The organism is Bacillus pfraonensis (assembly GCF_050768835.1).
Lineage (GTDB): Bacteria > Bacillota > Bacilli > Bacillales > Bacillaceae_G > Bacillus_A > Bacillus_A pfraonensis.
This window is the reverse complement of sequence record NZ_JAHCDO010000001.1, coordinates 16,819-40,969: the sequence shown is the minus strand read 5'-3', so window position 1 is coordinate 40,969 and position 24,151 is coordinate 16,819. Positions and strand designations below refer to the sequence as shown.

23 protein-coding genes, 4 pseudogenes, 1 riboswitch and 2 other annotated features are annotated in these 24,151 nt (G+C 33.6%); of the genes and pseudogenes, 16 read left to right on the top strand and 11 right to left on the bottom strand.

What is annotated here, in order from left to right:
- Positions 1 to 40: 40 nt before the first annotated feature.
- Positions 41 to 997, bottom strand: a complete 957-nt coding sequence (locus KFD70_RS00230) for an alpha/beta hydrolase (protein ID WP_336452490.1) — start codon at positions 995 to 997, stop codon at positions 41 to 43.
- Between the two features lie 205 nt (positions 998 to 1,202).
- Between KFD70_RS00230 and KFD70_RS00225 the strand changes: the two are divergent.
- The 5 genes and pseudogenes from KFD70_RS00225 to KFD70_RS00205 form a co-directional block, all read left to right on the top strand.
- Positions 1,203 to 1,388: pseudogene (locus KFD70_RS00225) on the top strand (hypothetical protein); the annotation flags it as partial.
- A 31-nt stretch (positions 1,389 to 1,419) separates the two neighbouring features.
- Positions 1,420 to 1,608: pseudogene (locus KFD70_RS00220) on the top strand (recombinase family protein); the annotation flags it as partial.
- Positions 1,591 to 1,764 (top strand): helix-turn-helix domain-containing protein, encoded by a 174-nt coding sequence (locus KFD70_RS00215; RefSeq protein ID WP_431612851.1) that lies wholly within the window; start codon positions 1,591 to 1,593, stop codon positions 1,762 to 1,764. The pseudogene KFD70_RS00220 and the gene KFD70_RS00215, both read left to right, overlap by 18 nt.
- A gap of 212 nt (positions 1,765 to 1,976) precedes the next feature.
- Positions 1,977 to 2,741: a DUF3891 family protein gene (locus tag KFD70_RS00210; RefSeq protein WP_336452489.1), complete on the top strand. Its 765-nt coding sequence runs from the start codon at positions 1,977 to 1,979 to the stop codon at positions 2,739 to 2,741.
- Positions 2,742 to 2,787: 46 nt separating this feature from the next.
- Complete coding sequence (locus KFD70_RS00205; protein WP_336452488.1) at positions 2,788 to 3,312, top strand: DinB family protein; 525 nt, start codon at positions 2,788 to 2,790, stop codon at positions 3,310 to 3,312.
- A gap of 161 nt (positions 3,313 to 3,473) precedes the next feature.
- Here the strand turns inward: KFD70_RS00205 and KFD70_RS00200 are convergent, their stop codons facing one another.
- Together KFD70_RS00200 and KFD70_RS00195 are read right to left on the bottom strand one after the other, a co-directional pair.
- Positions 3,474 to 4,841 (bottom strand): alanine/glycine:cation symporter family protein, encoded by a 1,368-nt coding sequence (locus KFD70_RS00200; RefSeq protein WP_336452487.1) that lies wholly within the window; start codon positions 4,839 to 4,841, stop codon positions 3,474 to 3,476.
- A 106-nt stretch (positions 4,842 to 4,947) separates the two neighbouring features.
- Positions 4,948 to 5,070: riboswitch (glycine riboswitch) on the bottom strand.
- Positions 5,071 to 5,346: 276 nt separating this feature from the next.
- A complete protein-coding gene (locus tag KFD70_RS00195; protein WP_336452486.1) occupies positions 5,347 to 5,931 on the bottom strand; it encodes a hypothetical protein in 585 nt (194 codons plus the stop codon).
- A 193-nt stretch (positions 5,932 to 6,124) separates the two neighbouring features.
- Between KFD70_RS00195 and KFD70_RS00190 the strand changes: the two genes are divergently transcribed.
- Positions 6,125 to 6,433 (top strand): hypothetical protein, encoded by a 309-nt coding sequence (locus KFD70_RS00190; protein WP_336452485.1) that lies wholly within the window; start codon positions 6,125 to 6,127, stop codon positions 6,431 to 6,433.
- A gap of 64 nt (positions 6,434 to 6,497) precedes the next feature.
- Here the strand turns inward: KFD70_RS00190 and KFD70_RS00185 are convergent, their stop codons facing one another.
- On the bottom strand, positions 6,498 to 7,043 hold the full coding sequence (locus KFD70_RS00185) for a hypothetical protein (RefSeq protein WP_336452484.1): 546 nt from the start codon (positions 7,041 to 7,043) through the stop codon (positions 6,498 to 6,500).
- Positions 7,009 to 7,290, bottom strand: a complete 282-nt coding sequence (locus KFD70_RS00180) for a hypothetical protein (protein ID WP_336452483.1) — start codon at positions 7,288 to 7,290, stop codon at positions 7,009 to 7,011. Before KFD70_RS00180 ends, KFD70_RS00185 begins: the two co-directional genes overlap by 35 nt.
- A 140-nt stretch (positions 7,291 to 7,430) precedes the next feature.
- Here KFD70_RS00180 and KFD70_RS00175 point away from each other — a divergent pair, with 140 nt between their 5' ends.
- From KFD70_RS00175 to thrS, 5 genes are all read left to right on the top strand, one after another.
- A complete protein-coding gene (locus KFD70_RS00175) occupies positions 7,431 to 8,252 on the top strand; it encodes a nucleotidyltransferase family protein (protein WP_420792357.1) in 822 nt (273 codons plus the stop codon).
- Between the two features lie 53 nt (positions 8,253 to 8,305).
- Complete coding sequence (locus KFD70_RS00170) at positions 8,306 to 9,190, top strand: PhzF family phenazine biosynthesis protein (protein ID WP_336452481.1); 885 nt, start codon at positions 8,306 to 8,308, stop codon at positions 9,188 to 9,190.
- A gap of 14 nt (positions 9,191 to 9,204) precedes the next feature.
- Entirely contained in the window at positions 9,205 to 9,825 is a 621-nt protein-coding gene (locus tag KFD70_RS00165; RefSeq protein ID WP_336452480.1) for a DUF4937 domain-containing protein, read from the top strand.
- A 281-nt stretch (positions 9,826 to 10,106) separates the two neighbouring features.
- Positions 10,107 to 10,814 carry a 23S rRNA pseudouridine(2604) synthase RluF gene (rluF, locus tag KFD70_RS00160; RefSeq protein ID WP_336452479.1) on the top strand — a complete coding sequence of 236 codons (708 nt, stop codon included), beginning with the start codon at positions 10,107 to 10,109 and terminating at the stop codon, positions 10,812 to 10,814.
- A 131-nt stretch (positions 10,815 to 10,945) separates the two neighbouring features.
- Positions 10,946 to 11,174: a binding site (T-box leader), on the top strand.
- A 36-nt stretch (positions 11,175 to 11,210) separates the two neighbouring features.
- Positions 11,211 to 11,439 (top strand) — a binding site (T-box leader).
- 45 nt (positions 11,440 to 11,484) lie between these two features.
- A complete protein-coding gene (gene thrS / locus KFD70_RS00155) occupies positions 11,485 to 13,413 on the top strand; it encodes a threonine--tRNA ligase (protein ID WP_336452478.1) in 1,929 nt (642 codons plus the stop codon).
- 63 nt (positions 13,414 to 13,476) lie between these two features.
- On the opposite strand, the gene KFD70_RS00150 is transcribed toward thrS, so the two are convergent.
- A complete protein-coding gene (locus KFD70_RS00150) occupies positions 13,477 to 13,605 on the bottom strand; it encodes a hypothetical protein (RefSeq protein WP_336452477.1) in 129 nt (42 codons plus the stop codon).
- Between the two features lie 287 nt (positions 13,606 to 13,892).
- Between KFD70_RS00150 and KFD70_RS00145 the strand changes: the two genes are divergently transcribed.
- Both KFD70_RS00145 and KFD70_RS00140 read left to right on the top strand, forming a co-directional pair.
- Positions 13,893 to 14,660 carry an ABC transporter ATP-binding protein gene (locus KFD70_RS00145; RefSeq protein ID WP_336452476.1) on the top strand — a complete coding sequence of 256 codons (768 nt, stop codon included), beginning with the start codon at positions 13,893 to 13,895 and terminating at the stop codon, positions 14,658 to 14,660.
- Between the two features lie 11 nt (positions 14,661 to 14,671).
- Positions 14,672 to 16,552 (top strand): FtsX-like permease family protein, encoded by a 1,881-nt coding sequence (locus tag KFD70_RS00140; RefSeq protein ID WP_336452475.1) that lies wholly within the window; start codon positions 14,672 to 14,674, stop codon positions 16,550 to 16,552.
- Positions 16,553 to 16,888: 336 nt separating this feature from the next.
- Here the strand turns inward: KFD70_RS00140 and fabZ are convergent, their stop codons facing one another.
- Positions 16,889 to 17,326, bottom strand: a complete 438-nt coding sequence (fabZ, locus tag KFD70_RS00135; RefSeq protein WP_336452474.1) for a 3-hydroxyacyl-ACP dehydratase FabZ — start codon at positions 17,324 to 17,326, stop codon at positions 16,889 to 16,891.
- Positions 17,327 to 17,468: 142 nt separating this feature from the next.
- Here fabZ and KFD70_RS00130 point away from each other — a divergent pair, with 142 nt between their 5' ends.
- Both KFD70_RS00130 and KFD70_RS00125 read left to right on the top strand, forming a co-directional pair.
- Positions 17,469 to 18,479 (top strand): ketoacyl-ACP synthase III, encoded by a 1,011-nt coding sequence (locus KFD70_RS00130; protein WP_336452473.1) that lies wholly within the window; start codon positions 17,469 to 17,471, stop codon positions 18,477 to 18,479.
- A gap of 209 nt (positions 18,480 to 18,688) precedes the next feature.
- The gene (locus KFD70_RS00125) at positions 18,689 to 19,345 is read left to right on the top strand and encodes an HAD family hydrolase (RefSeq protein WP_336452644.1); all 657 of its coding nucleotides are present in this window, start codon (positions 18,689 to 18,691) and stop codon (positions 19,343 to 19,345) included.
- 295 nt (positions 19,346 to 19,640) lie between these two features.
- Here KFD70_RS00125 and KFD70_RS00120 read toward each other — a convergent pair whose 3' ends face one another.
- From KFD70_RS00120 to KFD70_RS00105, 4 genes and pseudogenes are all read right to left on the bottom strand, one after another.
- A complete protein-coding gene (locus tag KFD70_RS00120) occupies positions 19,641 to 20,114 on the bottom strand; it encodes a hypothetical protein (protein ID WP_336452472.1) in 474 nt (157 codons plus the stop codon).
- A pseudogene (locus tag KFD70_RS00115) lies at positions 20,086 to 21,029 on the bottom strand (site-specific integrase); the annotation flags it as partial. The gene KFD70_RS00120 and the pseudogene KFD70_RS00115, both read right to left, overlap by 29 nt.
- Before the next feature lie 121 nt (positions 21,030 to 21,150).
- Positions 21,151 to 22,506 (bottom strand): tyrosine-type recombinase/integrase, encoded by a 1,356-nt coding sequence (locus tag KFD70_RS00110; protein WP_336452471.1) that lies wholly within the window; start codon positions 22,504 to 22,506, stop codon positions 21,151 to 21,153.
- Positions 22,507 to 22,540: 34 nt separating this feature from the next.
- The gene (locus tag KFD70_RS00105; protein WP_336452470.1) at positions 22,541 to 23,092 is read right to left on the bottom strand and encodes a helix-turn-helix domain-containing protein; all 552 of its coding nucleotides are present in this window, start codon (positions 23,090 to 23,092) and stop codon (positions 22,541 to 22,543) included.
- Positions 23,093 to 23,532: 440 nt separating this feature from the next.
- On the opposite strand from KFD70_RS00105, the pseudogene KFD70_RS00100 reads away from it, so the two are divergent.
- Positions 23,533 to 24,113 (top strand): annotated as a pseudogene (locus KFD70_RS00100) (ABC transporter permease subunit); the annotation flags it as partial.
- Between the last annotated feature and the right edge of the window lie 38 nt (positions 24,114 to 24,151).

Here is a 24,151-nt window from a genome sequence, read left to right as displayed (position 1 = left end):
GAGTGTGTTTGTTGTTAAGATAATAGAATATGTAAAGAGATTAAGCCTCTACCTTAGCTACTCTTTCGAAACCAGTCTTTACTGCTTGTATCATTTCATTCACAGCGTAAATAGATACGTCGGCATTTGGATTTAATCCTTCGAACCAGTGATAGGCCCTAGGATATAAATGAAATTCGACATCAACACCAGCTTGCGCAAGTTTGGTTACATAGGTCAATGTTTCGCTGCGGAATGGATCTAATTGACCAACAAATGTGTAGGTGTATGGCAAATTACTATAATCCTCTGCTCGAGCAGGGGCTGCATAGGCAGGAATATTATCCGTTCCATATATTTCTCCTAAATACATTTTCCATCCAGCTTCATTTGTCTTTTGATTCCAAACAAATCCTTCTTTAATTTCATTCGTAGAAGGTGTATTATTTCGGTCATCAATCATTGGATAGAGTGGCATTTGAAAACAAATAGAAGGATATTTTCGATCGCGAGCTAATAATGTCAATGCTGCTGTTAGTCCACCGCCAGCGCTCGCTCCTGCAACACCAATTCGATTCGAATCAATGTTTAATGCCTCTGCGTTATCAGCAATCCATTTTAATGCTGCATAACAATCCTCAATTGGTGCTGGATAAGGATGCTCTGGAGCTAAACGGTAGTCTACAGACACGACCACACAGCCAGCTTCTTTTGCAAACCTCATACAAGTATCATCATTATCATCTATAGACCCTAAGATATAACCACCACCATGTATCCATAACAGGACAGGTAAGGATCCATTATTTAATTTTGGACGATAAATTCTTAATGGTAATGGATTAGCGTCAGGTCCAACAATGACTTCATCTGTTAATGAAAGGGATTCATCAACAACCGTAGGTGGTCTCATTTGCGATATTCCTTCTCTGATTGTTTGCAAGTTCTCTGGGCGTAAATCGAGATCAGGAAACATTTCTAAACCTGGTAATAAATCTGCATTTACTCGGTTCTTCATTTTAACACCTCTATTTTTAATTGTTTTTAAATATGTAAAGTGGATTCATTCTAAGTAGTTTAATTGTGATAAAATCATCACAATTAAATTGTAAAGTGGATATGTTATAATAGTCAACAGAATATTCAAAAAATAAATCTTCTTTTAGGAGAAAGTTTCATGCAAATAATTATACAAGAAGGTGATTTAAGACCAAAGTGGTTTTATGTCGCTGTATTTATTTACACTTGGTTTTCCAATTGAAGCAATTGATGATCCGTTTTATTTTCATGATACATTGCAAGGGGTACCTGTTCGAATTCATGCTCGGAAAGGATTAACATGTTTGTATTCCTTAAAAGAATTTTGGCATATAATTCAAGGAAATGCTCATGCGCAGGCATTAATATAAGAGAACAGTACAAATATTATGTTAACAGGGTATCGGTCCAAAGGCCTCTGAATTTATTTCACGTGGTGTGCTTGATATATTACAAGAAACATTTGGTTTAAAACTTATTACAACTACGGCACATGGAAAAAAGCTCTTTACTATTTTTGCAGGAATTTCTCAATTTGAAAGGGATTTAACCTCTGAACGAACAAAAGAAGTAATCATAGATGCAAAAAAGCGCGGGAAACATCCTAGAAGACCAAAAACTGATGAGGAAAAAGTGAACTATGCCTTATATCTTATAGATCAAGGAATGAATCGTACAGATGCAGCAGAAAAAGCTGGTATATCTCGTATGACACTGTATCGTAAGATACAACAAAAAGATAAATAGTAAGACATATGACTGGAACAGAGTAGAAATAATATATCATTATTTGTTATTTGGCTCCTGGTTACAGCAACGCTGGTACTGGGCCTTTTAATCAAACATTCTTCTAAATCAACAAATAACGTATTAGACGATTAAAAACGTATAATACGAAAGGGGGATAGATTTAGTAAGGGTTTTGTCCATATGAGACACCCCCTTACTAAAGATAAATTATGATTATTCGTACAAATCCAGACGAAATCATCTTAATTCGACAGCATGACCATGGTTTTTTGGCGGGAGAATTTGCAAAAAACTTTAGAAAAGATGTATTTGAAGACAAAACATATTTAAAAGGGTGTATTGATGCGATTTATGAACATGATAGAGGATGGATTGGCTTAGATAAAACGCCAATTTGGAATGACGTAAAAGGTATACCATATACGTTTATGGATTGTCCAAGTTCATTAAGGTTTGTTTTTTATACGTTAGGACTTAATGAGATTGAAAATGAAAACCCTTATGGTGCTATATTGTGTAGTAAACATTTTATATCATTTCCTCTTAATCAAGAAGATAAGGAAATGGTGAATTTCTATAAGCAGGAATTAGATCGCCAAAAGAAATTTTTGAAAACGTTAACAAAAGAGCGGCACGCCATGTTTGATAAGCATTATAAACTTTTGAAGTTTTGTGATGAGTTATCTTTATATGCTTGTATGAATGAACCTGGTGTAACGAAAAAAGAAGAAATTGATTTATTTAAAGAAGGATTTGAAGGCACTGAAATTTTTAACGCTGTTACAAATAAACCGTTAACCGCTGAGTGGATAGATAAAGAAAAGATCCGAATTACGCCGTTTCTCTTTGAATCAGAATGTAAGACACATGTAAGATATAAATCTATACAAAAAAAGAGAATAGAGGAAATTGGTATTGTTAAAGCGGATGCGGAAGCCGAATTTCAAAGACAAGAATTACATTTTGTACGGTAATATGTAGGTTTACATAAAAAATTAAGGGAAGAGAAGGGGATCTGGTATGACACATTGCATAATAAAACAATTTGATTACCATATATGGGCAAATAAAAGAATATTTGAACGACTCAAGGAGCTTCCAAAGGATGTTTATAATCAAGAAGTTCAAAGCGTATTTCCTTCCATCGCAAAGGCACTGATTCATATTTATGTGGTTGATTGTGTATGGCTAAATGTTTTAAGTGGCAAAAGTATGACTGAAGCGATACAAATAGGAGAACACCTACAAGAACAAGTAGAAACTAAAACAATGAATGAATTGGAAAATATGTTCCACAATGTAACGCAGCAATATAAAGTGTTTTTGGATAAACAAAAAGATATCAATGAAGTAGTTATACTTGATAATCCATACGCTGGAAAATTGGAAACATCTGTTTCCGAATTAGTGCAGCATGTTATCAATCATGGAATATATCATAGAGGAAATATAACAGCTATGTTGAGGCAGCTAGGTTATCCATCTACTATGACGGACTTTGTATTATATTTACATGAAAAACAAAAAGATTCATCGTGTACATAAAAGTATTTGTAAAAACAAGAAATCTAACTGAGAAAATGGAAGTTTAGTATTTAAACGCATTAAGAATAGAAGGAAGTATATGTATAAAGAAATTATATAAGAATGATACAAGCAAAGGGCACCTCATTTCTGTATGGGATACCCTTTGCTTATAAATTTGATTAACTTGCAATTTTTTTATTTGAGTTTTTTAATTTCTCTACTTGTAAAAATCGATTTGTTTCTGCTACCACAACACCACTTAATCCAATTAAACCAATTAAGTTTGGAATGGCCATAAGTCCGTTTGCGATATCAGCAAATGTCCATACGATTCCGAGTTTTAAGTTGGCGCCGATTGCAATCATTACAATGAAGATAGCTTTATAGTATTGCACAGCACCTTGTCCGAATAAATAAGCTACACATTTTTCACCATAATAAGACCATCCTAAAATAGTGGAGTAGGCAAATAATATGATTGCAATACCGAGAATCATGCTACCAGTATTACCAAATACTGATTGGAAAGCAAGTGTTGTTGCTTCAACACCAGTTTTTCCAGATTTCCAGGCACCTGTTGTAATTAATACTAAACCAGTAATTGTACAAACAATAAATGTATCGAGGAAAGTTCCTGTCATTGACACAAGCGCTTGTTTAGCTGGTGAATCTGTTTTTGCAGCAGCTGCAGCAATTGGGGCGCTTCCTAATCCAGCTTCATTGGCAAACACTCCGCGTGCCATCCCGATTTGAATAGCGGAAGCAACCGTTGCACCAATAAAACCACCAGCAGCTGCAGTGCCTTGAAATGCACCAGAAAAAATAAGTGAAAATGCTTCTGGAACTTGATCAAATTGATAAAAAATAATAATGAGACCAGAAATTACATAAAAGAAAGCTTTAAGTGGAACGAAAAATCCAGTGACTTTCCCGATTTTTTTCACCCCACCTAAAATAACAATCGCAATTAAGAAAGCCATTAATATACCAGTTAAAGCAGGGGGAAACGAAAAGTTTATTCTCATGGCCTCTGCAACGGAATTCGATTGGACCATATTTCCGATTCCAAAAGAAGCTGTTGTTCCAAAAATAGCAAATAAAATAGCGAGCCATTTTTTCCCTAAACCACGTTCTAAGTAATACATTGGCCCCCCAGAAAATTCGCCGTTTTCATTACTTACACGATACTTTACTGCGAGGATTGCTTCTGCATATTTCGTTGCCATACCAAACAAGGCAGTAATCCACATCCAAAATATTGCCCCTGGGCCACCGATTGTAACAGCTGTTGCGACACCAGCTATATTTCCCATACCAATGGTCGCGGCCATTGCTGTCATTAGCGCTTGGAAATGACTGATATCTCCTGCAGAAGATGTGTCTTCTGATTTTCGAAATGCTAGTTTGTGAGCGTATAATAGTTTACTAAACTGTAAACCTTTTAGACGCACTGTGAGAATGATTCCAGTCCAGACTAGAAGGAATAAGGTTGGTAATCCCCATACGTAGTGATTGATTTGTTCTAATACTTTACTTACTGTCTCCATCTTTATTCTCCTTTTAGAAAAAATAAAAAACCACTTCACATAAATGAAATGGTCTCTGGAGAAACAAGGAATAGAAAAATAAACCGATGCAAATCGGCGTTTTCTTTCGCTTGTCTCTGTCCTTTTACCTGAGAGATTATCCGCTAGTATAAGCGGATTTGCTCCTTCGGTGCTCTGTTTCCTCTGCACTATATGATAGGCGAGAGGGAGTCTCTCCAGAGATTCGTCCCCATGCAGTTCTACTTGTAACCAAGACCTGAGAGTTTCAAAGCTGAATCATCAACTTTTTGCCCCGTCGGTAGATCAAGTGATCTTCTCCTGAATGGTTCATCCGAATTATGTGATTAAAAGCTTAATTATATTGATATGAAATAGTTTATACATAATCAATAAACAACATTATAGGCTCCTTATAAATGAATTGCAATTATTTTTTATTGGAAAATAATTTTAAAGAAAAGATTTTTTATTTTACTACTTAAAATGAAAGGAATAAAATAATGGGTTATTTCTTTGTAATTCTTAATATTTCTTCCATTTCATTTAAAGTGGATAACGCAATTACAATATGTTGATCAGCAAGTCCTAAAGATTCCTTTGCGTTATGTATACTGTCGTCTAACGGTGTACCATCGTTATAACTTTGTATAACAGATAAAGCAGCGTTTCCCATATAATTTGAAGCAGCAATAAATTCTTTTCTAAAGCTATTCATCTTCTTTTTTAAATTAGGATCATTCATATTGTTTTCAGCTTGAAAAGCATCCATTTTGGTAGCTAGCTCTTTGTAATGATTCGCTATATTGTTCATTTTATCTAGTGATTCAACTGTATTTATATGATTTGGGTTTGAATTTAGCTCAGTCCATGCCGGGAGCCATTCTTGCTCGACAATATTATCGTATTCTGTAGTAAGAAAATCGATTTGGGATTTTAATTCTTGTTGATAGATTTTTTTATCGATAGGTTCTTTTGTAGTTTTTATTTTTGTTTCTTTCGTGTAGTTCAAGAAAACAATGATCCCAATGCTTGTGATAATCAGTATGCTAAAAAGCCAAAACCACCATTTTTTATAGAACGATTTTTTCATTTGGTATTTCCTCCTAATATACAAAACATAAGATGTACCAATCTATAATAACAAGTTACATAGTTGAAAATTGTTGTATTTTGTCGAAAAAAGGAAGGAGTTGGAGAAATAAATAATAATAGGATTATACAGTAAGAATTAGTAAAATATTAAATGATACTACTTTTAATAATATATAAGGATGGAATTTTCGATGGAGAAAAAAAGACGGAAAATATACTCTAATATTATTATGATAGGAGTTTTAGGAGGGCTATTCGCGCTAATATTCATGACGAAAGAATCAAAGATTAAAGATTTTCCAGTTCCTATGTCAGCTATTCATATTGAAGATGACAATCAAGCAGATTATCAATACATAAGTCTAATGCCTATTTCAAAAGTAAAGGGATGGGAGAACCTTGGAGAAGATGGACATACTGTAGTATTTCAAAAAGGAGATAGGAAGGTGATTGTATTACATTATCCAGGGGAAAATACGTACTATTTATTTGAAAAATAGATTCAGGTATCAGTGAAATAGGACATAAACAGGATGATTCCTTTGTTTGTGTCCTATTTATTATTTAAGATAACAATCCGAGTTCCTTTGCATGTATTGGGGAAAGACTTAATTTCTGAACAAAAAATGCATGAAGTGAGATTTGTTCTTTGATTTCAACCCATTCTTGATAACAAGAAAATAATGCTTGAATATCGTTATTAAAATATTGTTCTACTAGTATACGAATCAATTTTGTACTTCGCCAATAATCATAAAAGGCCCCTGCATATGAACCATTCTCTTCAGACCTTCCAAATTCATTTAAAGTGTAATTACTAAATTCAGCTTGATATGTGCTAATTAATTCATCTTCTACCTGCGTAATTGCGTTAAATTGTTCAGGAGGCATTATTAGTTTTCTTGGCAAATAAAAACATACACCTTCTTCAAACCACATCGATTCTTCATCAATTTCATCAAAATCACTATGGAATTCTTCAGCGTGATGTACAAATTCATGTGCAGCAATTGTTGCGATATCCAGTATATTAAGCTGCTTATAATATCGCTGCGCTTTCTCAAGTACTTTTCCTTCAGTTACAGATAAAAAAGATATTTTTCCATACATCTACCAGTGGCATAATGTGAATCAAATCACGGGAAGTATAAGCTGGCATAGGGATATTTGAATAAACTTGTGTTGCAGATTTTAAATCGTGAAATACAATCCCTTTTGGTGGTGAGAGAATTGTAACCTTTTCTTGCAATAAAGGTATGAAGCTTTGTAATTCATTTAGTAGTTTCAAACCTTCTGCTTCAATCTCCTGAATATGAGTTGAGTCAGTTACTGAGAATGCTAGTTTCAGTATCAACATACTCCTTTTATCCAGTTATTTAGTGAATATGTTACAAATGTACCATGATAAGGTGGGTTTTTTGTTTTTATTCTGATTTTTTTGATTTATAATCAATTTGTATATAACACTTTATATAGAAACGAGTTGATAGATTGTCAATGATTAAGAAAATAGGTCGTTTTTGTCCTGTAGATGATAAAGGATACATTATTAATGATTCACATATCCATAATATTCAACCAGCCTTTCTGAAAGTTATACAGGAAGTAAAGGATATATGTTTTCATTTGCTACAGGATGATCTTCATAGCATTTACATTAGAGGATCTGTTCCAAGAGGGATTGGAATAGAGGGGATTGCAGATATAGATACGATTATATTAGTTCGAAAAGCGCCCGAAGAAATAGATTTGGAATGGAGTGAAAATATAGAGCAACAATTGCTTCAAAAATTTGGTTGTATATCTGGGGTGGAATTAAGTTTTTATGCTGTTGAAGACGTGTTACATCCCAGTCGTTTTTCTTTTATAAGTTTTATGATTCAAACACATGGAGTATGTATATTCGGTGAAGATATAAGATCTCAGCTGCCTAAATATAAAGTAGGTCAAGAATTAGCTCAGGAACATCTTACACATTTACAGCTACAAATCGAACAAGCTTGTGAAGAGTTAATTCATAATAAAGGCAGTGATGATATAACCGATTGTTGTCGCTGGATTATGAAGATAGTAGTTAGAGCAGGATTAGCATTAACAATTGATAAAGAGGGGCTTTATTCTAGAGATCTATATCCAGCGTATGAGTTGTTCAGTAAGCATTTTCCAGAGCAAGAACAAAATATGAGGAAAGCACTGCAATATGCAGTGAATCCTATAGATGACATAATAGAAATTTTAGCGTTTTTAGATAATTTTGGAGGTTGGATGTTAAAAGAAGTGGATCAGTATATAAATAATAGCGAATGGAACAAAACATAATTTTATTATGTAAACAAAAGGGTTTCATTTTTTTAGTTATAGATAAGGGGAAAATGAGAGAGATGGATTTTTATATTGTTGATGTCTTTTCACAGGGGAAGTATACAGGTAATCAACTTGCAGTATTTGTAGATGCTCATCAAATTTCAAGTAAGGAAATGCAGTTAATAGCAAAGGAAATAAACTATGCTGAAACAACATTTATTCTTTCAAAAGAGCAGAAGAATGAAGGGTATGATGTACGTATTTTTACACCAAATGAAGAAATACCTTTTGCTGGGCACCCTGCATTAGGAACTGCTTTTGTACTTAGAAAAGAAATTCTTCAAAATGATACGCTTGAAAATATTCTATTACGTTTTCAAGGTGGTTCTATACAAGTTACTTTTCATGATGAAAAAAATGTAGTATGGATGCATCAAAATGAACCTAGATTTGGAGGAGAATTGGATAGAGATATGATTGCAGAGGTACTAAATATTGAGATTTCTCAAATAGATCTTCGATATCCAATTCAAGAAGTATCAACAGGTTTACCAGTTATTCTTGTGCCGTTAAAATCGTTAGCTGCTGTAAAAGAAGTTCAGATCAATAGGGAAAAATATTTTAAGCTAATCGAAAAAAGAGAAGCAAAAGGAATTATGGTATTTACCTCTGAAACGTATGAAGAAATAAATGATCTGAATGTCCGTGATTTTGCAGAGTATTATGGTATTCCGGAAGATGCAGCAACTGGTAGCTCGAATGGATGTTTAGCAGCATATGTAATAAAACATCGGTATTTTGACAAAAAGAAAATAAATTTGCGTGTTGAACAAGGATATGAGGTAAAACGAACTTCATTATTACATATTCGAGCAGAAGAAATAGAAGATGTAATTGATGTTTTTGTAGGTGGAGAAGTAACAAGCATTGCAAAAGGGATATGGAATATATAGTAAGGGGGAGCGGCATGTTATTAAAAACGATATTTTGTCAGGTAGAAAAAGAGAAAAAGGGTTTGTTTTCAGAGGCGCAAGAGAAATGGAGAGTTTTACAAAATCTAAAGGGATTTCATGGACAATTTGGAGGCTGGCACGAAGAGGAGGCCTGTGTATTTACTGTATGGGAAAACATGAATACATATCAAAAATTTATGAATGAAATGCATGATCCAATTTTTTATAATAGCAATCAAAAGGATACGTATGTATCTTGTGAAATAGAGTTATTTCAAACGTTATTTGATATAAAAGCTACTCCATTTACGAATGCACTTGCAAAAACTCCATTTGTCAGAGCAGCAGTTTGTGATGTGAAAAGAGGCAGGGAAGAGAACTTTTTACATATACAAGAGACAATTTGGAATAAAGGAATGGAAAAATCAGAAGGAATGTTAGGCGGCGTTGTGGGAAGATCTCTTAAAAACTCCAATCGTTATGTCGTCCTTTCTTTTTGGGGAAATGAAATGTCGCATCAGCGTTATGTGAAAGAGATTTTTCCTGGATTATATGAATTAGCTAATGTAACCGAGGATGTTGAAAATATAAATGGAAAGCAAGCTGCGTGTCTAAAAGAATGGTCTGTATATTAAGTATGAAAAAAGTGAATAAATGATGTTATATCTAGGGTAAATGCTTTTAGTAGCTATGGTTGTATGAATAGTTAGTTTGAAAGTAGAAGACGTACAGTGAATGTATTATTGGTATGTCGTTCAACAAGACGAATTCTTTTCTTTTAAACATGAAATTAATAGAAGACGCCATATACTCTTTCATGTTAATATATTTAAGTTATAATAGGAGGCTTACCCTTTTGTATTGTACGGTAGAAGCAGTGTGAGCTTGAAATTTTTAAAGAAAAGGATGTGCCAACTTGCGAATTAATAAATTTATTAGTGAATCTGGAAAAGCATCTAGACGCGGAGCAGATAAGTTAATTAATGAAAAAAGAGTAAAAATTAACGGTAAGGTTGCGAAAATAGGTGACCAAGTACAACCAGGTGATGACGTGCGAGTAAATGGAGAGCAGCTTCGAATTGCTAGAGACCATGTGTATATCGCTTTAAATAAACCAGTAGGTATTACATGTACAAGTGAAAAGGCAGTTAAAGGTAATATTATCGATTTAGTGAATCATCCTTTACGAATTAATCACGTTGGACGTCTTGATAAAGATTCGGACGGTTTAATTTTGTTAACGAATGATGGCGATATTATTAATGAAATTTTACGTGCTGAAAATAAACATGAAAAAGAATATATTGTTTCAGTAGATAAACCGATTACGCCTGAATTTTTAAAACAAATGGCGGCGGGGGTTAAAATTTTAGGAACAAAAACACTTCCTTGTGAAATAACACAGTTATCAAAATATGAATTCCAAATTATTTTAACACAAGGATTGAATCGCCAAATTCGTCGTATGTGTGAAGCTTTAGGTTATCAAGTTTACACATTAAAACGCACGCGAATTATGAATATCCATTTAAATAATTTACCAGTTGGACAGTGGAGAGATTTAACGAAGAAAGAGAAAAAAAGATTATTTGCAGACTTAAACTATGAACCACAAGATTGGTAAAAAAGATAGGGGAAATCAAAAAGCATGAAAATTGTTTTTGGTTTCCCTTTTTTTATTGAACAAAAACTTTTTTTGACACTTGCAAAAATAAAAGGAATAAGATATATTAAATAACAATTAATGGATTTATTATAAAAGCAAAGAAAAGGACACGAGTTATTTTAAACGGTTGTACAGAGAGGGAAGGAATGCTGAGAACTTCCCAACGCAGGGAAATAACTTACCACCTTAGAGCTGCACTGGGGAAAATCAAAGTATCTAGTGCCGTGTAAGCGACGTTACCGCAAAAGAAGCCATTGTACGATGATGTATGATGGGAATCTGGGTGGAACCACGAATATAAGCATATTCGTCCCTTTTATTAGGGATGAGTATGCTTTTTTATTTTTAATTTCATAATAAGCGAAGAAGAGGACACGAGTTATTTTAAACGGTTGTACAGAGAGGGAAGAAATGCTGAGAACTTCCCAACGCAGGGAAATAACTTACCACCTTAGAGCTGCACTGGGGAAAATCAAAGTATCTAGTGCCGTGTAAGCGGCGTTACCGCAAAAGAAGCCATTGTACGATGATGTATGATGGGAATCTGGGTGGAACCACGGGTAAAAGCACGCTCGTCCCTATTATTAGGGATGAGTGTGCTTTTTTATTATGAAATGGAGCGATAAAAATGAGAGAACAGATGATTGAAATTATTTTTCCAGATGGTAGTACTAAAGATTTTGTAAAAGGGATTACTCTAGAAGAAATTGCAGATTCAATTAGTACTAGTTTAAAAAAGAAAGCAGTAGCCGGAAAGGTAAATGACCAATTACTTGATTTACACCGAAATATTGAAGAAGATGCAGAAATTCAAATTATAACTCTTGATTCAGAGGAAGGAATAGAAGTTGCAAGACATACTGCTGCACATATATTAGCTCAAGCTGTTAAGAGAATATATGGTGATGTAAAACTTGGCGTAGGACCTATTATTGAAAATGGATTTTATTATGATATGGATCTTCCAAGTAGCATCGCTGTAGAGGACCTACCTAAAATTGAAAATGAAATGCAAAATATTATTAACGAAAACTTGGAAATAGAACGAGTTGAAATCACTAGGGATGAAGCGGAAAAACTGTTTCAAGATGTAAATGATCACTTAAAGCTGGAACTTTTAGAAGCAATTCCAGAGAATGAAGTTGTGACAATTTATAAACAAGGAGAATTTATAGATTTATGCCGCGGTTCGCATTTACCGTCAACTGGTTATTTAAAAGCATTTCGATTAACTCATGTTTCTGGTGCATATTGGCGCGGAGATAGTAATAATCAAGTACTTCAGCGTGTATACGGTGTTGCATTTTCTTCTCAAAAAGAATTAGAAAGCTATTTGCAGTTTGTAGAAGAAGCAGCAAAGAGGAATCATCGCAAGCTAGGGAATGAACTTGAATTATTTATGTTCTCGGAAGAAGCACCAGGAATGCCTTTTTATTTACCAAAAGGACAAATCGTTCGAAATGAATTAGAGTCTTTTTTAAGAGAAATACAACAAAAATACGATTATCAAGAAGTTCGTACTCCTCTCATGATGAATCAAGGGTTGTGGGAAGAATCGGGGCACTGGGATCATTATAAAGATAATATGTATTTCTCAGAAGTAGACAATAAAAGTTTCGCATTAAAGCCGATGAATTGTCCTGGACATATGTTAATATTTAAAAATAAACTACGTTCATACCGTGATTTACCAATCAGAATGTGTGAATTTGGTCAAGTACATCGCCATGAGTTTAGCGGCGCACTAAACGGACTATTAAGAGTACGTACATTCTGTCAGGATGATGCACATTTATTTGTAACATCTGAACAAATAGAAAGTGAAATAAAGTCAGTGTTAAGACAAATTGACCATGTTTATAAAACATTCGGTTTTGAATATGAAATTGAGCTTTCGACAAGACCTGAAGATTCAATGGGGGATGATGAACTATGGAATCAAGCTGAATCGTCTCTCGAGAATGTGCTGAAATCATTAAATTATAATTATAGAGTAAATGAAGGAGATGGCGCATTTTACGGACCAAAAATTGATTTCCATATTAAAGATGCTTTGCAAAGAAGCCATCAATGTGGAACAGTTCAACTTGATTTCCAAATGCCAGAGAAATTTGATTTGAATTATATTGATGAGAGAAATGAGAAAAGAAGACCAGTTGTGATTCACCGGGCTGTTTTAGGTTCTTTCGATCGATTCTTAGGAATATTAATAGAACATTTTGGAGGAGCATTCCCAACATGGTTAGCTCCAGTTCAGGTAAAGGTAATTCCTGTTTCTAATCTAGTACATGAACAATATACAAAAGAAATTGAAGAAAAATTACAGAGCGTTGGTCTTCGCGTCGAACGAGATGTTCGTAGTGAAAAACTAGGTTATAAAATCCGAGAAGCTCAGATTCAAAAGATACCATACGTTCTTGTTATAGGGGATAAAGAAATGGAGAATGGGTCAATAAATGTGCGTAAATATGGAGAAGAAAGATCTGAAGTGATTTCACTAGATAAATTCATAGAAAGCTTACAAGCGGAAATTTACAATAGAAAAGATAGAGTATAAAAAGTAAATGCTGAAGTACACCACCTTTTATAAGTGGTGTGCTTTTTTATTTCGGTAAAGAAATTATTCACAGCTGTTTTCATAAAGAAACATCATATATCCAAACCTTGCAGTTATAAGTAACATAAGGAATAAACCAGCAATCATGATTTGTCGCAGACGTTTATTCATTATATTTTCGGAACGCTTCATTGAATTAATCCTCACCATTCTTACTTATTTTACATTATGTTTGGCCTAATCTATTTAGAAGTGCTCGTCTCTAAGGGAAGGAGAGGTGGTAGGATTGTATTTTGTTATTTTTCTACCTTACAAAAATGTAAGGTGAATGTAAGATAAATCGTAGGAAGATTGTAGATAAAAGTGAGAATATTAAAAATGAAGTTCGAAAAATTAAGAAATATTAAGAATTTCCGTAGGGGAATTCTAAGAAATGTATGGGAAAGTAATGATATACAAAATGGGATGGAGTGATGGGAATGGCAACAAATGTAGTGACTGTAGAAAGTGTGGAGAAAACATATGGTAAAAGAAATGAAAGTCAGTCAAAAGCATTAAGAGGGGTATCGCTTACGATACAAGAAGGGGAGTTCGTTGGAATTATGGGGCCTTCTGGATCGGGGAAAACAACACTACTTAATGTAATTAGTACACTCGATCATGCGACAGGAGGAAGTGTGACGATAGCAGGTACAGATATTACTTCCATGAAGGGGAATGCTTTATCTGATTTTCGTTCTCAAAAACTAGGATTCATTTTCCAAGATTTTAATTTGCTTGAAAATCTCTCGATTTATGAAAATATTGCATTACCACTTTCATTACAAGGAGTTCCTTCAAGTGAGATAAGCAGGGAAGTAAATGAGGTTGCACAGAAATTAGATATTGTTGAAATTTTAACAAAGTATCCATCAGCTGTTTCTGGTGGACAAAAACAGAGAACAGCTGCAGCGCGGGCTTTAGTACATAATCCTGCTATTGTATTAGCGGATGAACCAACAGGTGCACTTGATAGCAAAAATGCAAAAAGTTTATTAGAAGCGATGCAAGATTTACATGAAAATCATGGAGTAAGTATATTAATGGTGACGCATGATGCATTTAGTGCGAGTTATTGTCAGCGGATTCTGTTTATACAAGATGGGCTACTTTATAAAGAATTGAAACGCCAAGGAACACGTGAGGATTTTTATCAAGAAATTTTAGGTGTGCTTGCTCATATGGGCTCAGCGGCTGAATCCAAGTAGGGGGTGAGAGCATGTTATTAAAATTGTCACGTCATAGTATGAAAAAAATGCTAAAGGATTATCTTGTTTTACTTGTTGGTCTTGTTATTAGTATAAGTATCTTTTATATGTTTCAAACGATGGCGATTAACAGCCAATTTACAAAAGATAATAGTATGATTAACAGTATTCGACTTGTCTTTTGGGTTGGTGCCGTCTTACTCTCTTTCATTACTGTCTTTTATATTGTATATGCCAATTCTTTTTTACTCACATTGCGCAGGAAAGAACTTGGTATGTATATGATGCTCGGTGCAAAGAAGAAAAAAGTAGCTCAGTTATTATTTATTGAAACATTTGGAATGGGGATTGTCAGCATTATCATTGGAATTATTGTAGGGATATTACTTGCAAGTGCAGCAGGGAATTTTTTAATGAATGGTTTAGAAATTTCTGCGAAAGGCTATGCACCATTTTATATGCCAGCAGTTTTTGTTACATGTGGATTCTTTTTGATCTTATTTATAATTACTGGATTTATCAATAGTATACGGTTATTACGGAAAACGGAACTTGAGTTACTTCGTGAAGATGAAACACAAGATGCAATAGAAAAGAGTAGACGCCGTGTTATTATTTTTACTGTAATGGGAGTGTTACTGTTAGGAACAGGATATTATTCTATATTGAACATAGATAAGTTACGTGAAATAGGTTTTATACTAGCAACGGGTGCTACAACGATAGGAACATATTTTATTTTTAGTTCATTGTTACCGTTGTTTGTGACACGGTTAAAAAGTAACAAAAAACGAAATGAAACCGGTTTGAATAGTTTTACATATGCTCAGCTTCGTTTTCGAATCAATAGTTTAGCGCGGGTGCTTGGAACTGTCGCGATGCTGATTGCACTTGGTGCCGGGGCGATGACAGCTGGAATGGCCTTTCAAAAAAATGTTGGTATTATGACGGATTTTTCTCGAGTTTACGATGCGACAATTCATGACCCGAATGAAAAAGATGCAGCCGCATTAAAGGAAATGAATATTGTAGAGCAACGAACTTATAAGTATAAAGTGGATGGAGAAGCAGTCTATTATTTACGAGAAGATTTAACTGCAAAACCGCCGCTCATTTCTGATCATCAAGATACAAAAAATGTAAAAGAGCCTGTGCGTAAACGTGTAAAAGAACCTTTAACGGAACCTCTATACACATCTATGGAAGCACCTGAGGGAGCAAGTAAAATTCCACATGTGCCAAGTGATTGGAGTGACGCAATTATAAGAGAAGTCCAAGTGACACATAATCAATTCAACGGGAAGCCTGTTCGAATTGCAGATGAGGAACATTATCAAAAAGTTCAAGGAACAGAGCATAGTGTGACGCTCGTACAAGTAGACGATTTACAAAAATATAAACCGTTGTTAGTAGAAATTGATCAACGACAAAAAGAGTTAGTAGAAAAAGCAACAGGTGGAAAAATAGAATTATATACGAAAATGACAACTTACCAATTTATGAATAGTTTCATGAGCGGTACGATGTTTATGGGATTCTTCCTTGGAATTGCCTTTTTAGCAATGATGGCAAGCTCTCTTATGTTTAAAATTTTAACAGGAGCTTCTCGTGATGTACGTCGGTATGAAATGCTTCGAAAAATTGGAGTACGCCGTAGTATGTTGTCACGCAGTATTTATAAGGAAATTTCATATCTCTTTATCTTTCCAGCTATCATTGGTATTTCACATATTTTAGTAGGACTTAACTTATTCCGTCTCTTCTTAGTTGATCCGTTTGTAAAAGTATGGATGCCAATTGGAATCTTTCTTTTTATTTATGTTGTCTATTACTGGATTACGGTTCAATTGTATAAGAATATGGTTATGCCAAAGGAACAAATAATAAAGTAGATGTTATTACTTTAAAGACAAATAGTATTTAATTCTAAGCAATAATAAATGAACGTGTATTTCTTTTATTAAAAGTGAGTTATAAGCAGGTGTTCTTTTATTTTACAAAGATAAACATAAAATGTTATACATTATATTAAAACAAAAGAGAAGGATAGGTATTAGCACATGTATGTACTTTTACCTATCCTTTTTGTACTACAAATGACCACATTTACTACAACAAAATATACAGGGTTTACTGCGATATATTATGAATTTTATTTGAGCTGTTTGATATCTCGTTTCTTAAAAAATATGTTTTTGCTCCATTAATTTAAAGATTATAATAAACCATTAGGATTCCTTATTGTTGTAAAGAGCAAACGTAACTTCCGCTTCACAAACAACCTCTCCATCTACCGTGGCAACAGCATTTGCTTTTGCAATTAAACCACGAACCCTTGTCATTTCTACTTCTAAACGCAACTGATCTCCAGGGTGAACTTGTTTCTTGAAACGACAACGATCAATGCCAGCAAATAATCCAATTTTCCCTCGATTTTCATCTTTCATTAACATAATAACTGCACTTACTTGTGCCAACGCTTCTACAATTAGAACACCTGGCATTACTGGATATTCTGGAAAGTGACTATTAAAGAACCCTTCATTAGCAGTAACATTTTTAATTCCAACTGCGCGTTTTCCCTCCTCTATTTCAAGAATACGATCAACTAATAAAAACGGATAACGATGTGGAATAATTTCTTTAATTTGTTGAGTATTGAACATAAATCCCTCTCCTTTTTTATATTTTCACAAGTGGATATTCAATTACCAGTATTTTCATTTTAAATTATTGACAAAACTTATTACCTGGTACTAATATTAGATTATAATACTGGATATAATTATAGTAAAGGGGGAGAAACAAATGATATCAAAAGCAAGAATTACAGCTATTGGTACCTATGTACCTGAAAAGAAATTAACGAATTTTGAACTTGAGCAAATGGTTGAAACAAATAATGATTGGATTATTCAAAGGACAGGAATTCATGAACGTAGAATAACTCGTCCTGATGAATTTACCAGTGATTTATGTGTATCTGCTGTAAAAGATTTAATGCACAGATATAATAAAAAAGTCGAAGATGTAGATTTGATTATTGTGGCAACTAGCACACCAGATTTCCCATTCCCATCTGTTTCCAGCATAATACAGGATCAATTACATATAACCCAAACAGGTGCTATAGACTTAAGTGCAGCGTGTGCAGGATTTGTTTATGCATTACATACAGCAAACGGTTTAATTTCTTCTGGACTCCACAAAAAGGTATTAGTTATTGGAGCAGACACAATCTCAAAAATTACGGATTATACCGATAGAAGCACATGTATTCTATTTGGTGATGGTGCTGGTGCAGTATTAGTTGAAAGGGATGAACAATCAAACGGTTTCATTGGATTTCATTTAGGAAGTGATGGAAGAGGAGCACAACATGTATATCGTTCTGGACTATCCAAAAAGGTCAATGATATTGAGTTAATCGATACTCAATGTCTTGTACAAAATGGTAGAGAAGTTTTTCGATGGGTTGTAAGAAATATTCCAGATAGCATACGAAAGATTTTAGAAAAAACACAAACGAGTTTAGATCAAGTTGATTGGTTTATACCCCATAGTGCTAACTTAAGATTGATAGAACCAATTTGCGAAAAATTAGAATACCCATTGGAAAAGACACTTTATAGCTTAGTCAATTATGGAAATACCTCTGCTGCTACAATTCCTTTAGCTCTTGACCTTGGAATCCGTGAGGGAAAAGTCAAAAATGGAGACCGAGTTCTTATGTACGGTTTTGGAAGTGGTTTGGTTCACGCAGGACAACTTTTAGAAATAAATTTTGACCAACTAATTAATGCTCCAACTCCGTTGTGATAAATTTTTGCACAATGATTAACAAAGAAATGAATTTGATTTTAAAAACTGGTTGCGAATTGACAAATCAGTTTTTCTTGTCTTCAATTAACGAGCGCGATAGTTGAAGATGACGTTTTTTGGTAAACTAAAAGTTTGAAGGTGCAAACTAGGGCATTATTTATATAATGCGAGAAAGGTTGTGAAGTTATTTGAAAGGTTATAAAGCAATGCTATTTGATTTAGATGATACCTTACTTAATAGGGATAAAGCAGTAGATAAAATGTTTTTAATGATTTTAGAAAAGTGTTATGAGGATGTTGAATTTTCAGAAAAAAATGAAATGTTACAAAAATTCAAAGGGTACGATAAAAGAAGCTATGGCTATAGTGATAAAACAAAAGTTTTGGAATCATTTTTCGATGAATTTCCACCAAAATATAGATTGCCACGCAATTACATTCAAGATTTTTGGAATAATAATTTCCCTAATTGTTTTTCTATAAACCAAAATACTATTAATATCTTAAATACTATAAAGATGCAAGTTAAAGTTGCAATTATAACAAATGGTACAACTCAGAGACAAAAAGCTAAAATAATTAACACTAATTTAAATAGTTGTTTTGATATAATAATTATTTCTGAAGAAGTGGGATTTAGTAAACCTGATAAACGCATATTTGAATTAGCATTAAATAAGCTTAATGTGCCACCCGAAGCTACATTATTCGTTGGAGATGACATAGAAAAGGATATTAGTGGTTGTCAAAATGCAAATATAAAGGGCATATGGTTCAATCCTCATATGATCAAGAATGATACCGAAATAAAACCATATGCCGAAATCAATTCTTTTAATAGATTATTAAGTTGTTTAATATAGTAAACATAATCAGAAATTGTTTTACTTTATAATATTTTTATAATGAGTAAAAACAATAATAATGATTATCGACAAGAAGAAAAGATAGAACTTAATAATATTGAAAAGATGTTTAATGACTAAATCGTTGTTGGACTAACGAGTACTTTAGTTTAAGATTACGTTATTGGGAAATTAAAACCCTGATTCTTCTGCTTAACGTAGAAAAATCAAGGTTTTTAATTCCCAAAAATGTCTTAGTATACGAAATTCCCGAAATGTGGGTACCCTAATCACTATTGATATAAAGTGTTTTTTACTTAAATTTTTCAAAGTGTCGAGTTACCCATGTTTTGTTATTTTCGGCAATGTATTGTTCTGCCTGGATTAAACGTTGCACAAGTTCTTTTTTAGATAACTTCATATACTTCACTTTTACATTCTTTAGATTACGTTCTGTGCTGATCCGTCGATGATCAATAGTGTTAACTTCAATGTAGCTCTTTTGAATAGACTTGTTGGCATGTAATTTTTGCTTGTACGTTATACTATGTTGTTTATAATAGTCATTCAATTCTTGATTAGTGGTAATTGTATTAGGGTGAATCCCTTTTCCTTCTACATCAATTTCTTTAGATTTCTCTGATATAGTTTTGAGTGTAACAGGGAGGTTCTCATGTACCAATATATCAATTGCTCTTTTTCCTAACTTGACCGAACGATTTTTTCGAATTTGGTGAACATCTTTGAGCCAATCTCGTTTACTTGTCGAATCGAATGTTTGGTTCATACTTTTGTTCCTCCTGATATTGTTCAATGAGTTCGATTTCTTTCAATTCATTTCTTGCATATTTTCTCATAGTTCTTGCTTTTTTTACTTCTATATCTAATCCCAATGAACCATATCGTTTCTCCATATCTTTAGATAGTTCAATGACTTCTTGTAATTCATTCTTTTTTTCGGGTTGAGGGATTTTCGCTCGACATCCTAGACATTGCATTTTTATAGGACATACAGCATCTTCGACACAAGTCCCTCCCAATACATTGTTAAACACTCCTACTTTCTCCTTGTATTCCTCAAGTTGTTTTTGAAGTTCCTCTGGACTACGAAGGATAGCTTCATCTACACATCTACATCAACATAATCAGCAATAATATCATGCAAATCAGAAACAGATTGAGCAATTTGACTGGATGTAGGTTCAGAATAATACCCTGTTACCTTTATATCTCGTTGGTGTAATAGCTTTGCGACAATATCAATCGGCATTTTTTGGCGCTGCACAGCTTCTGTAGCAAACGCATGACGTAGTAAGTGTGTTTTTACAACAACTGGATTTCCTTCTTGTGTTTCAAATCGTAATCCGTGAAGTAAGAAACGAATGCATGAGTTAATGGCATTTTCCTTCAATGCTTTATAGTTGTATTGAAAAAAGTATGGTTTTGGTTCTGGAAAAAGGTGATTTCTATGATAACGATATTTCACACTTGGAATCTTATTATTGTTGTAATGTTCTCGAAGCATCATGCCGACAGTTTGTATGAGTTTCGCAGTTTGATTACTAATATAAAAAGGTTCTGGTGTATCTCGTCCTTTAGGAACAGCATAAAAAGAAACACGTTTTTGTTCGTTTACTTTAATTTTTCGTATACATTGTTTTGTATTACTGAGTTGTAATAACTCATTTAATCTTGCACCTAATTTATCTAAGAGAAAGACACCACTTGTATCTTGCAAATGAAGAATTTTTTTATCAACTTTATCTAATAATTCCGTATAAAACGGAGAGGTGGGAGCCACCTTTGCAGTTGTTTTCATTTTTTCACTCCAATCCATTCAATAAATCTTGTATATTTTCATCTAATTCCATTTCTTTTTCTGTTTCCAACAATGTAAGCTTCGGCTTTCTTGAACGTTTAGTTTTTTGATGTTCTTTGTATTCTTTTTCTCGATTTGCCATATTTTCTAACATTTGATCATGTGATTCTCGATGTTTTTCTTCATCGAAATAATGCTCATATACCTTGATGGTGTCCTCTTGTTTCCATTTCATATATTTGATAAGTTCATTTTTACGTTGAGAAATTTCTGCGCCTGTTTTAGAAATATTATAAATCTCACGCATTCTTGTTGTAACAAACCAGTGTCTTGTTTTGTGGGGATTTAATTTTATATCCATCATTTTAATCGCTTTGTTCCAATGATAATACCACGCTTCATAAGTCAAAGGTGTTCCTTGTTCTGTAAGGAACATGGGTGCTTCATCGGATAAAGAATCAAAATTTTGTTGGAAAGAATCAAAGTTTTTGCGTTCTTGATTGATATAACGCTCAAGGAGTTTTACTGTATCTTTACTAAAACGAAGAAACTTCACTCTACGACCATAACTCCCTTTATTAAACGTTCTCACTTCTTGAAAAGAGTTTCGAGAACGGTAGTCCCCAATTGTTAATTCTATGACTTCTGACGCTCTTGCTCCTGTTTCAAATAACATACGAGCAATGACTGTTTCCCGTAATGACCAATTCGCCTTTTTTCCTGCTTGGTATACTTGATGAGGAAGGTATGGGTCATCAATAATTTCAGGCTTCCATTCTTCATTAATGAGTTTAAAATAAGAATCTGTTAATCTTCGATGTGGGATAGGGTCTTCTGTTCCTGCTTCTTGTGGCATACGAGGTTTATCTTTTCTCACACCATCATCATTACTTCTTTTATGTTCGTTTAAAATGGCTTGATAATCAATTAATGGATTGGAGTAATCATATTGTTTGAGACGGATAAGAGATTTATAGAATGATTTTAGGGCGGATAGAAAACGATTTACAGTATTTAGACTTTTCTTTGTTCGATTCACAATTTGAAAAGAATCTTTCTCTCTTATCTTACATGCCATTTCATTCATTAAATAATCTTCAACAGCAATTCTTATTGCTTCTGAAGGGTCATTCCACATTACAGATTTCCCTTGATAACTACTGTGCTTCTCCAACCAATAAAAGAACGATAAAAGACATTGTAAATAAGACAACGCTGAACTTTCTGATATTCTTCCACTACAATCTTGATAAAAGTTTGTTAAAGGTAAGAATGGCTCATTATTACTATCAAATACCAACAGCTTGTACCGACTCTCAACACCTTTTGGACGGTACATATAATAAAATCCCTGTCTCATTATACAAACCACCTTTCGGCAATTTTATATATAATTAATCTTCTAACCAGTTATAAAGTGGAATCTTGGGTTGATATGTGTTTTCTTCTTTACTTTGCATTGTATTGTAATCTTGTTGCGTAAGCTCTGATAAACGTTTGCTTTGTTTTTTAGGTAATTTAACAGGAAGAGAAGTTGGAGTCCAATTTTTACGAATCGCTTTTCTAATAAACCCATCAGGATTTTTAACCTTTGTAGCAGATTGCTGCATAATGAGCAGTATTTCTAAAGTGCGTTTAATTCCAACAACGGAAAGGATAGAATGAATTTCGTTCGTAGGTGAAGTTAGTGTAACTGCTTCATATGCTAATTTTACTAACATATCTTCTTCATTTATAAATGAGTTTGTGTGGGGTTCTTGGTGAGATCTTTCTTTTGTAAGAATGTTCTGTGTAATATGCGGTAAATCACTTTCTAGGATTCGCCAACCTTCTTTATCGCTATTGCGATATGAATTAGGTAGCTTTCCAGAACGTATCCACCGTTTAATCGTCTCTTCATGTTTACCTAAGAGAGATGATACTTCTTTTACTGTGTATATTTTCATAAATACACCTCATATAATTTTTTTATTTCCGGAATATTCTATTTTAATTAGACGAAAAATGAATGCTGTAGTAAATCTATTTTTTGTTGTGGTAGTACATGAGGTCATGTAAAAGGTCTTTTAAAGCAAAAAAGTACACCACTCTCTAACAAGTGATGTACTAATAATTATATGATGTGTAACATTTTATAAAAATATTGACGTTATAACTATCATGGTTAAAAACACTTATTTAGTTTTACAGATTAACGTTCATTTATTATGGTGGTGAAAATATTTTGAAAAACTTCCTTTCAAATCTACAAAATACATTTTGAACTTTTTAAATATTTCGTAAAATTAAACTAAGGATTAGGGAAGGAGAAATGTTATGTTGTTTCGAGTTGGAAAGTGGTGGGGGATTACTTTTTTGCAACTATTTGCTGCAATGGTATGTATTCTTTGAAAATGGTACTATTCCAGCTCCTTTCACAATACGAGTTCTGTTTCAAATTAGTATTCTCACATGTTTGGCTGTTCCGACTGTTATGCTGTATACAGCGCAAGAGGTGCAGCGTGTAAAACGAGAAGAGTTTATGATGGCAGCAACTGTTCTTGGGGGAGTAAATGGCATCGATTATGTCGCCATGTTTGGCCTCATCTTGTACCATCTTTTTTCTTACTTGTTGCCCAGCAATTTGTTAGTATGTTGCTGCTTCTTATGCACCTTGGTTTACTTCAATTGTTCTTTGGAGGAACGATATCATATAGCGGAGATGTAGATAGTGTAACGAAGGAGTGGACAGGGTTAATTGGAAAAAATTTTCGTCATTTGACCACGCATACTTGGATCGTTCTTATACCGATGTTTTTCTATAGCCTGACGATTTTGACAGGAAATCTTATTAGTAATAGTCTGCAAGGGTCGATTGGAATAGGAAATCTGAGAAGAAAGAAAGTGGAAAAGAAAGAAGAAAAAGTTGAAAAGCAGATGAAAAGTGAAAGAGAAGATTTTTCCTTCTATCAAGAAGTATCTAAATAAAAAAGATAGATGAGAACAATCTGTTTTCATCTATCTTT